This window comes from Archangium sp., assembly GCF_036389735.1.
GTDB lineage: Bacteria > Myxococcota > Myxococcia > Myxococcales > Myxococcaceae > Archangium.
Map to the genome: position 1 here is coordinate 1 of NZ_DASVWK010001108.1, position 1888 is coordinate 1888.

Genomic DNA, 1888 nt, shown 5'->3' on the forward strand with positions numbered 1-1888 from the left:
AAGCACCTGCGGCTCATCACCACCGACGCGCGCACCTACCGGCCAGACCACCTCATCCCCGAGGACGCCTACCCCGGCACGGTGGTGATGGACGCGGCGGCGCTGACGCTCTTGGGCGCCGCGGCGGCCCTCACCTCCGACCTCTACGCGTACGTGAACATCGACGCGCCCGAATACGCCCAGCAGAAGGGGGCGCTCCAGCAGGTCTACCAGCAGCTCGCGCTCCAGGCGGGGCTCGGCGCGGAGTCGGCCGCCAGGGCCGTGCAGCAGGTGAAGGGCAACCTCGCGCTGGCGTACGTGAACCAGGTCCTCGCCAAGGTGGGCGCCGCCCCCATCAGCCCCACCGACAAGCCTCGCGGGCTCGCCTACGTGCACCTGGGGAAGACGGAGCTGTTCCACCAACAGGGCTCCCGCTACGTCGTGGTGAAACAGACCTTCGACCTGTACTCCAGGTACCGCTACATCCAGTCGCAGGGCGCCAGCGAGAACGTGCTGGGCGACGCGCAGGAAGCATGGCTGCGCGAGCGGGTGCTCGCGGACAACACCTGGAAGGTGGTCGTGAGCTCCGTGTCCCTCACCTCCATGGTGTGGGACCTGACCACTGTCGCGGAGGCGCCGGAGAACCTGCGCACCCGCTTCTACTTCAACGCGGACCAGTGGGACGGCTTCCCCAACAAGCGCACCGAGCTGCTCAAGTACCTGCGTGACAACAACGTGCGCAACGCACTCTTCATCTCCGGGGACATCCACGCCTCCTTCGCCTCGGTGGAACAGGAAGTGCCCACCCTCACCACGCCGGCCATCTCGTCCACCGCGGTGAAGGAACTGGCCGCGGGGGCGGTCGTCGCCGCGGGCTTCCCGCCCACCAGCGCCGTCTATCGCCGCGTCGTCACCGAGATGGATGCCACCCTGCGCGCGAGCAACCCCGGCATCGCCTTCACCGACACCGACGCGCACGGCTTCGTGGTGCTCGAGGCGCGTGCCAACGAGGCGCTTGCCACCTTCCACCTCATCCCCAGTGCCGAGGTGGGCACCAACCACGCCGACAACGCGGACGCCCTGGGCGCGAAGTTCTCCCACAAGGACCTGCGCATCCGCGACGGCGCCATCACCGAGGCCTGAACACACACCCGACCCGAGGCCCCGACACATTCCGGGGCCTCCGCAGCTTCTGCGCCTGGCCGCCCGCTCGCACGCAGGATTTGCGGGCGACCGGGCCCCTCGCCAATGGGACCGTACCTCGCACGCCTGGTGCATCACGGCCGCATCGGTCGCAGATCGACCTTGAGCCGCCGAGAGGGGTCCCCCACATGCTGTCGGTCCGCCACTTCCGCCCTGCCCGACTGGCGCGGTCCTCTGGACATCGCCGCCATGACGGGGGGCTTACGGCTGACGATAGGGCCCTGCTGGAGACCTGGCTGGCGGAGGTGCGGCGCCATCCCCTCCTGTCCCGGGAGGAGGAGAGCACCCTGGCCCAGCGTGTGCGGGAAGCGGGAGACGCGAAAGCCCGTGGCCGGCTGGTGGCCTCGAACCTGCGGCTGGTGGTGAAGCTGGCTCGCGAGCACCACCGCCCGCCCCTGCTGCTGATGGATCTCATCCAGGAGGGCAACCTCGGTCTCGTGCTGGCGGTGGAGCGCTTCGAGCCGGAGCGCGGCGTGCGACTGTGCACCTACGCGGCCTGGTGGATCCGCGCATACCTGCTGCGCTTCATCATCGAGAACTGGCGGTTGGTGAAGGTGGGGACCACGGACGTGCAGCGAAAGCTGTTCTTCCGGATGAGGGAGGAGGAGAGCCGCATGCTCGCCTCGGGACAGGAGGCCTCGCCGCGATTGCTCGCCGAGCGCCTGGGCGTCCCCGAGGAGGACGTCGTCGAGATGGACCAGCGTCT

At 69.2% G+C, this 1888-nt stretch carries 2 protein-coding genes; both read left to right on the forward strand.

The genetic code is table 11. The features are described 5' to 3' along the window. The coding region (locus VF794_RS39845) for an alkaline phosphatase D family protein (RefSeq protein WP_331118973.1) at positions 1-1122 on the forward strand (1122 nt) is incomplete at its 5' end. Positions 1123-1427: 305 nt separating this feature from the next. Further along, on the forward strand, positions 1428-1888 hold a 461-nt coding region (locus VF794_RS39850), incomplete at its 3' end, for a sigma-70 family RNA polymerase sigma factor (protein ID WP_331118975.1).